Genomic DNA, 7,496 nt, shown 5'->3' with positions numbered 1-7,496 from the left:
CGTTCTAGAAATAAACAGGCCTAACAAGACGTTGCACCCGATGGCTAGTAGCTACGGTGTCAGGTTTTGTGACTGTTAATCAAAATTGAAACTTTAATCTTTTCATCCACGGTTTCATCGCCACGGGTGAACTTTACGTTAGCCAAAAAATGAGAATCGCATATCTGATCGCCATCTGCTGTCTTTTGTCCTGCAAAGACCGCACGAATCAGGAAGGATCAATTCAGGATTTAGTTCAACCGTCTACCCTCAAACAAGGGGATTTACTGCCTCAAGAATTTGAAGAGCTAATTTCTGTGATAATTGATCAAATGCCCGATGAGACGAAGAAGATAATCAAAGAGTCTGATAATGGGGATGATATGATTGACCACTTCGGTATGGGACTGAGCCTTCGTAATGGTGACCTTAATCGCACTGATTCTGAGGTTAGGTTGTATTTAATACGACAGGGGATTTACCATCGAGATGATTTATCGAGTATCGTTTTGTATGCTGTGAATCGAAGACTCCGTGGTGAACCTGTTGAGCTTGCTAAGAAGATTCAGTATTACCGTTCATATTGGGAAGCTCAAGATACCGTCGCTCCACTTGATTTGAATTGCCCCACCTGTAAAAAGGAGTTGAATCCAGCCTTTTGGGGTGGGACTACTAGTCATCCAGACCGTAATTATTTTTGGGGGCGTTGCCCTGACGAGCATGATTTTCTCTACTACCATAAGGAAGGCTGGATTCCCCAAGAGAACTAAAAAATTGGGCTAACAAGTCGCAGCACCCGACAGCTAGTAGCTGTCGAGTTTGCGACGGTAACCTTATTACGACATTGTATCTTTAATTCGCATATCGACGCCTGATCGCTGCCGGTGAACTTTACGTTCTGCAAAAAAAACTCAGCACTTCCAGAAAGGTTGATAATTCCGAATCGGCTCGAAGGTTGAAACCATAAGTTTGATTGCTCAGGTTATTTATCGGCTTTCCTTGGAAGGCACACGAATTCGGGTGTCACGCTTCATAAATTGAGAGCAAGAAAGGTTGATTCCGAGTCGCTCTTGAAAGCAACCAGAAAAGCGGGGGGAACTAATCGGCAGAACAAGTCGCAGCACCCGACAGCTAGTAGCTGTCGAGTTTGCGACAGGTAACCCTTTTACGGCATTGTATCTATAATTCGTATATCGGCGCATGCTCGCTGCCGGTGAACTTTACGTTAGCTTAAAAAATATGAGCACTACATCATTGGAGGAAGTGAAAGCTGGGGCCAAAATCATTGCAAGCAGCCTGTTAAGCGGTTTCAGCATTCTTGGTTTTATATTGAGTTTGATTTTTAATCAGGAGAATATTGCTGTATTTTCATTATTTTTAAGTCTATTTTTCCTATATGCGTTGACATGTTCTTGGTTTTCGGTTCGACCAATTCAGTCCATCTTGAATTGGATAGCAGGCTACGATTCCCTCGAGAACCGTATTGCTTCCGATGAAGGCACTGATTCACAAGGAATCAAAAATTGAGCTGACAAGTCGTAGCTCCCGACCATTAGTAGCTGACCAGCCAGGTTTTACTACTACTATAGAACATTGAAACTTTAATCAGGCTATCGACCATTACATCATGGCCGGTGTGCTTTACGTCTGCAAAATATGAATTCACTCACAACCGTATTAATCGTCACCCTCATGATTTCATCTCTGCAAGCAGATCAAAAGGCTGATTTTCTGCGAGCAGTTGAGGATGGTGACATTGTCTCGGCCGCAAAGCCGCTTGGGATTGATTTCACTAAAGTCATGAAGAACTGCTTAGACGAACACAATAAGTCCCGGCAAGTGAAGTCCTGGAAACTCCTCATATGGTTCTATGCGAACGGCAATTTTGATGGTGCTGCTGGTGAGGAATCCTGGGTTGTCGGAGCGAAGCTGGCAAACCTAATGCCAGACGAGCGACTGGCCGAGATCATTTCGAAGCTTCATAAAGAGGAGCTGGAACATTTACCCTTCAGCCTCAATTTGCGGTTTCGCTACCGAGACCTTTCCCAAGCCGAGCGGATACGAATCAAGGCCACCAATCCCGCTCTGTTTCATGCTATGGAGCTAGAGCGGGCGAGATATGCAAAGCGAGGATCGCCAATCGAAGCTGATTCCGAAAGTAACTAAATGCAGAACAAGTCGTGGGAGGTAAGCGCGGCCATAGCTGATCCTTGTTCGCTCCCTCCGGTCGAGCTTCTGGTCGATCAAGGCTTGAGTCCGCGGCTACCTCCACTAAGACGTTCGGTAATAAAAAAATGATATACGGCATCGCAATATTGTTCATCTTTATATCACGTTTGATGTATTATAGGTCAACTAGAGGTATTCACTATTCAAAGAGCAGTGAGAATATTGTCCTTTTAATTACTGCGATTACTTCTGCTATCGCATTATTCGAATTGTGTGACGGAGTAGTTGGGATTCTAAATGAACGAATCGATAGCATTGAAAAGTGGCATCCTGGAATATTCGTTTATCCTGCTGGTTTCTTAGCTTTTTTGATTTTAATTTTAGTGGTTTTTCCAAAGCCAATGACAATAAAAAATCAGACCGAACAAGTCACAGCCCCCGACAGCTAGTAGCTGTCGAGTTTGCGACGGTAACCCGGTTACGACATTGTATCTTTAATTCGTATGTTGGCGCCTGATCACTGCCGGTGTGCTTTACGTTAGCCAATAAAAAATTTGTAGATCGAAACAATATAGCACCCCTATAGGAGAAGAATCATGTCGACACATCCAATATTTTCAATGCCGTTTGCTAAAGTATACCCAATGTATGTCAAGAAGGCGGAGAAAAAAGGTCGATCGAAAGACGAGGTCGATCAATGTATTTTATGGCTCACTGGCTATGACCAAGATGGTTTAGAAGAGCGCATTGAACAGCTGAGTGACTTTGCGACCTTTTTTCTGAAGCACCATGCATGAACCCGAATTGTAATCTTATTCAGGGTGTAGTATGTGGAGTGAGGATTGAAGATGTAGAGGATCCTCTAATGCGTAAGATTCGATATTTGGATAAGCTCGTCGATGAGCTGGCTCAGGGTAAGACGATCGAGAAGATACTTCGTTCGTGATATGGTTACACATTCATGTTGAGAGGATATCCCAACACGATTAAAAATTGGGCATCACAAGTCGCTGCATCCGACCGCTAACCTCGCTCGACACCAGTTCGGGTTTACACGAAACAATCTTGCTCAGCCTATGACCGTTGACTCGGGGGCGGTTGAGCTTTACGTTCGATAAATAACCAGAAAGAAACCACATGAAACTAAAAATCAGAATCCCTACCGTAGTCATTTTTGCGATATTCGGTGCAGTTGCCCAGCCGCTATCGGGTGAAGATACGCCTAAAAAGAAAGCCGTGCCGAACCATGTGCAGCAGTATCTCGACTCAGAACACCTAATGGATGGTATCAGTTTTCAATACTTCTACGAAGATGGGAGCGGTCTCGAAATCGCTTTCAACGAAGGCAAAGTGAGATACGAATGGGTCGTTGGTCCACGAAAAGGGAATAAGGGAGAAGGCATACCGTATCAATCAAGGAGCATCGGAGATGACTTGTATATGGTGAACTGGCATGAACCGAAAAAGCCCGATTTCACCAGCCTCATCATCGACCTAAAAAACAAAGCTCTGTATTCGACCGCAATCCTTCGTTATGGAACAAGTGCTGAGATGATCCACTTTAAAGAGGCCAGTGTAAAGAACGTCAAGCGTCCGTCGGAATAGGCTATAGCCAGACTCAATTGAAGAGCTTCGAACAAGTCGCAGTATGACTTATTTTATCGGGTTGATGGCGGCGTGGTTTAGATTGTTTACGTTGTGATGTCAGAGAGCTTCTTCGTCTTAAAGGCTTAGAATAAAAAAAAGGTAAAACGAATCGCTACACCCGATCCCCAACAGCTGACCGGCCAGCTTTTGTTTCTGTTTATCAAAAGGAAATCTATTCATTTCACCGTGAAGCGACACATCAGCATTTTAAGTATCATCAACTTTGCGACAGCTTGTGGTCTCTGGCGTTTGTATTTTTAATTTGTTGATTTTTCGTTCTTATCGCTGCCGAGGAGTTTGACGTTCGCTAAAAAATGAGAGTTTTGCAGAACCTCCTCAGATTACACGCGTAGATAGGCCCCTGTTGAGTTTTTCTACCCGGCTCAGTGTTGAGTCGTCTAGAGTTTGACGCCTCGCATTTCGAGTGTCCTGACGATGGTGGACTCGATCAGGTTGTTCGGGCAGGATGCTCCGGCGGTGACTCCGATAATAACGGGTTTGTCTTTGAGTAGGAAGTCGGGGTAATCGCTTTTGACCTCGGCTTTGTGTTCTAGGTCGTAGTGAAGGATGTGCTCCAATGATTCCATGCACTTGGCGTTGCGGATGAAAAATGTGGGTAGGTTTTCCTGCCCTATTTCTGCGAGGTGTGTGGTGTTGGAGCTGTTGTATCCACCGACGACGAGGAGGAGGTCCATCGGGGGCTTGTCCTTGCTATCGAGCATGCCGAAGAGGGCATTTTGACGTTCCTGAGTAGCCCCGCAGATGGTGTCGAAAACGTGGTAGTTTTCTTGGTGCCCGTCGCGGTCGATGACGGCTTGTCGAATGCGTTGCTGTAGGTCTTCGGTTTCGCTTTGCAGCATGGTGGTTTGGTTGGCGACCCCGACCTGACTTAAGTGGATATCCGGGTCGAATCCTGGCGAGTAGGCGTCGGCGAATTTGTCGAGAAATGCCTGACGGTCGCCATTTCCCCGGATGTAGTCGCAGACTTCGTCTGCGTCTTTGGTGGTGAGGATGATGAGGTAATGGCCGTTGTTATCGGATCCGAGCGCGCGTGAGGCTGTTGCTCTGGTTTCCTCGTGGTCTGCTTTGCCGTGGATGATGGAGGTGACTTGTTTTTTTGCGTAGTCGCGGACGCGGCGCCAGACTTTCATGACGTCCCCGCAGGTTGTGTCGATGACGTGGCATCCGATTTCGGCCAGTCGGTCCATGAAGGATGTTGGGGCTCCGAATGCGGGGACGATGACGACATCTTCTTCATTGAGGTCGTTGTATTCTTCACCCATGCGTTTCCAGGGAAGAGAGACGATCCCCATGTCGCGGAGTTGTTTGTTGACTTCCGGGTTGTGGATGATTTCTCCGATGAGAAAGATGCGTTGATCAGGGAAGACCTTGCGGGTGGCATAGGCGAGGTCGATGGCGCGTTCGACGCCGTAGCAGAACCCGAATTTTTTAGCGAGTCGGATGGTGGTATTTCCGATGGTGAGTTCTCCGCCTTGGCCAAGGATTTTTTCGACGATGGATGAGCGGTAGTGTTGTTCTACTTCATTTTGCACCAAGGTCATGACGTCGGGGCGGCGGACGTTGACGCGTTTACGTTTTTTGGGCGTGGATGGTTTTGACGAAGAATCGCTCATGGTATGGAAAAGGTGGGCGTAGGGTTATGGAGAAAGGTAGAAAGCTTTGCGCTGGAGATTTCGCCCAGGATCGGTTGGGCGTCAACTGCGCAAATTCTAAACGGTTCCCGAGGCGGATAGCACGCCTTAATTGTGTCCTCCTTGATGGCGCCGGAGTTTGAAGGGGAGTTCGAGTAGGTAGAAAATTCCGGAGGCAATCAGTAAGGTCCAGAGGATATACCATGGCCAGTCTCCCAAGACGTCGAGTAGGCTGGCTCCGCTGGGTTTTGCAATGACAAATCCGAAATTGGTATGGAGTAGCAGGTTGATCGGATAAATGGCGGCAGCGTAGGCGAGCAGCCAGAGGTAGGTGTTGCGGGCAGCGTGTTTGCGGGGGCTCCATCCCAGTCCCAGGGGCAGGAGAATGGCTGTGATGACGATGGCTCCGTGTTGGAGGAAAAACGAGATGTAGGCCGGGTTGGGAAACTCGTGGGAAAGGTCAGGGGTGAGCACTCCCTGGAGGGTGCCGGCCAGACCCCAGAAGTAAGCGAGTTCGCAGAGTAGTGGACGGCGGGTAACCAGTGCAAAGCCGCAGATGAAAGCGGTGATGTCACAGAGGTGAAGGGGGAGAAGTTGTCCGAGATCGCGTGAGACTCCGATGGAGGCGACGGCTGCCTGATTGATGGGATAGGATGCGAAGCAGAGAAAGGCGAGCAAAGAGATGCCCAGCTTGGCTCCCGGGCGAGGTGGGGATTTTCGGCAGAGTCGGATCAAGAGCCAAGTCACTCCGGTGAGGAAGAACAAGGTTCCCAGATGGTCGAGACCGTAGAGCTGAAAAGCAGCAAGCATTACTTATTCTACGTTATGGATGGCGTTGATTACACAATTAAATTTGCACCGCTCTGGTTAATTCAGCACAAAAATAAGTTAAGAATACGCTTTTCTACTGAATATTACACTTACTGTATGAAATTGACTACCATTACTACGACGGTGGCATTGATTTGTGGCTCTGCGGCTCTGCTGCAGGCTCAGGAGTCGGTGCCTGCGACGCCATTGGTTCCAGCTGCGCAGGCGGAGCCTTCCAAGGAGAGCGCAAAAAAGCAGATCGAGGCTATTACTTCGGCCTTCGACAAGGAGGTGAAGGCCTTTTATGCGGAGCTTCGCAAGGTGAAGGACCGGGACAAGCGGAATGAGCTTTTTAAGGAGCGCCCGGATTCCAAGGCCTCGGTGGGTCAGATTCTCGCTTTGGTTAAACAAGACCCCAAGGCTGAGGGCGTGGAAGATGGTTTGGCATGGAGTGTTCGGCGTGCCCGTCCCCAGCAAAGCCAAGAGATCTTGGAGTTGTTACTGACGCATTACAAGGACAGCAAGGTGCTTGGGTCGTTGGCTCAGAACTATGGCCGCTCATGGGGTGAGCATGGTATCAAGGAGTTGCGTTTGATTGCTGATAAAGCTGGCAGCGAGAAAGTCAGGCAGGGCGCGATGTATTATCTCGGCTCGAAGTTGGGACGACAGGAGGCCACCAAAAAAGAAGGTTTGGAAGTGATGAAGAAACTGCAACAAACACCGGGGCTGGCTGAGAGCAACCCACGATTGTTTGAGCAGGTGAAGGGCGAAATTTTTGTTGCTGAGAATTTGTCTGTCGGGTGCAAGGCTCCGGATATCGTGGGCAAGGATCAGGATGACAAGGAGTTCAAGCTCAGTGATTACAAGGGGCAAGTTGTGTTGCTTGATTTTTGGGGTATTTGGTGAGGCCCGTGCAAAGCCATGCTTCCTCACGAGCGGTCGCTCGTGAAGGAGTTGAAGGGACGCCCTTTTGCCATTGTCGGAGTCAATAGCGACAGTAAGGAAAAACTCAAGCAGTTGGTGAAGGACGGAACAACGACCTGGCGCAATTTTACGAATGAACAATCCTACGGGAAAATTTCCACCAAGTGGGGTGTCCGCGGATGGCCGACCTTGTATCTGATCGACCACAATGGTGTGATCAAGCACAAGGGGCTACGCGGTGAAGAGATGGAAAAGGCGATCAAAGAAATGGTTGCCGAAGCCGAGGCCGCGAAGGGCTCGTAAAAAGATCGGATT

The 7,496-nt window shown here is 48.2% G+C and carries 7 protein-coding genes and 2 pseudogenes; 7 read left to right on the top strand and 2 right to left on the bottom strand.

Going from position 1 to position 7,496, the window contains the following annotated elements:
* Nucleotides 1-149 precede the first annotated feature (149 nt).
* The 5 genes and pseudogenes from HW115_RS18570 to HW115_RS18550 all read left to right on the top strand — a co-directional run bounded on the left by HW115_RS18570 (nt 150) and on the right by HW115_RS18550 (nt 3,753).
* Entirely contained in the window at nt 150-749 is a 600-nt protein-coding gene (locus tag HW115_RS18570) for a DUF6794 domain-containing protein (RefSeq protein WP_178934931.1), read from the top strand.
* A gap of 469 nt (nt 750-1,218) precedes the next feature.
* Nucleotides 1,219-1,506, top strand: coding sequence for a hypothetical protein (locus HW115_RS18565; RefSeq protein ID WP_178934929.1), 288 nt, complete (start codon nt 1,219-1,221; stop codon nt 1,504-1,506).
* 129 nt (nt 1,507-1,635) lie between these two features.
* Complete coding sequence (locus tag HW115_RS18560) at nt 1,636-2,145, top strand: hypothetical protein (protein ID WP_178934927.1); 510 nt, start codon at nt 1,636-1,638, stop codon at nt 2,143-2,145.
* A 599-nt stretch (nt 2,146-2,744) separates the two neighbouring features.
* Nucleotides 2,745-3,094 (top strand): annotated as a pseudogene (locus HW115_RS20215) (DUF2200 domain-containing protein).
* 191 nt (nt 3,095-3,285) lie between these two features.
* Nucleotides 3,286-3,753, top strand: coding sequence for a MoaF-related domain-containing protein (locus tag HW115_RS18550; RefSeq protein WP_178934925.1), 468 nt, complete (start codon nt 3,286-3,288; stop codon nt 3,751-3,753).
* A 440-nt stretch (nt 3,754-4,193) separates the two neighbouring features.
* On the opposite strand, the gene HW115_RS18545 is transcribed toward HW115_RS18550, so the two are convergent.
* Complete coding sequence (locus HW115_RS18545; protein WP_178934923.1) at nt 4,194-5,429, bottom strand: 4-hydroxy-3-methylbut-2-enyl diphosphate reductase; 1,236 nt, start codon at nt 5,427-5,429, stop codon at nt 4,194-4,196.
* A 126-nt stretch (nt 5,430-5,555) separates the two neighbouring features.
* The gene (locus tag HW115_RS18540) at nt 5,556-6,257 is read right to left on the bottom strand and encodes a YwaF family protein (protein ID WP_178934921.1); all 702 of its coding nucleotides are present in this window, start codon (nt 6,255-6,257) and stop codon (nt 5,556-5,558) included.
* A 117-nt stretch (nt 6,258-6,374) separates the two neighbouring features.
* Between HW115_RS18540 and HW115_RS20135 the strand changes: the two genes are divergently transcribed.
* Entirely contained in the window at nt 6,375-7,163 is a 789-nt protein-coding gene (locus tag HW115_RS20135; RefSeq protein WP_319609417.1) for a peroxiredoxin family protein, read from the top strand.
* A 12-nt stretch (nt 7,164-7,175) separates the two neighbouring features.
* Nucleotides 7,176-7,484: pseudogene (locus HW115_RS20130) on the top strand (TlpA family protein disulfide reductase); the annotation flags it as partial.
* Nucleotides 7,485-7,496: the final 12 nt, after the last annotated feature.

Source organism: Oceaniferula marina, assembly GCF_013391475.1.
Taxonomy (GTDB): domain Bacteria; phylum Verrucomicrobiota; class Verrucomicrobiia; order Verrucomicrobiales; family Akkermansiaceae; genus Oceaniferula; species Oceaniferula marina.
The sequence above is the reverse complement of the archived record's forward strand: the minus strand, read 5'-3'. Positions and strand labels throughout refer to the sequence as shown.

Excerpts from the sequence above, each read along its gene's own strand:
- HW115_RS18570 (WP_178934931.1), top strand. The coding sequence starts at position 150 with ATGAGAATCGCATATCTGATCGCCATCTGCTGTCTTTTGTCCTGCAAA.
- HW115_RS18565 (WP_178934929.1), top strand. The coding sequence starts at position 1,219 with ATGAGCACTACATCATTGGAGGAAGTGAAAGCTGGGGCCAAAATCATT.
- HW115_RS18560 (WP_178934927.1), top strand. The coding sequence starts at position 1,636 with ATGAATTCACTCACAACCGTATTAATCGTCACCCTCATGATTTCATCT.
- HW115_RS18550 (WP_178934925.1), top strand. The coding sequence starts at position 3,286 with ATGAAACTAAAAATCAGAATCCCTACCGTAGTCATTTTTGCGATATTC.
- HW115_RS18545 (WP_178934923.1), bottom strand. The coding sequence starts at position 5,429 with ATGAGCGATTCTTCGTCAAAACCATCCACGCCCAAAAAACGTAAACGC.
- HW115_RS18540 (WP_178934921.1), bottom strand. The coding sequence starts at position 6,257 with ATGCTTGCTGCTTTTCAGCTCTACGGTCTCGACCATCTGGGAACCTTG.
- HW115_RS20135 (WP_319609417.1), top strand. The coding sequence starts at position 6,375 with ATGAAATTGACTACCATTACTACGACGGTGGCATTGATTTGTGGCTCT.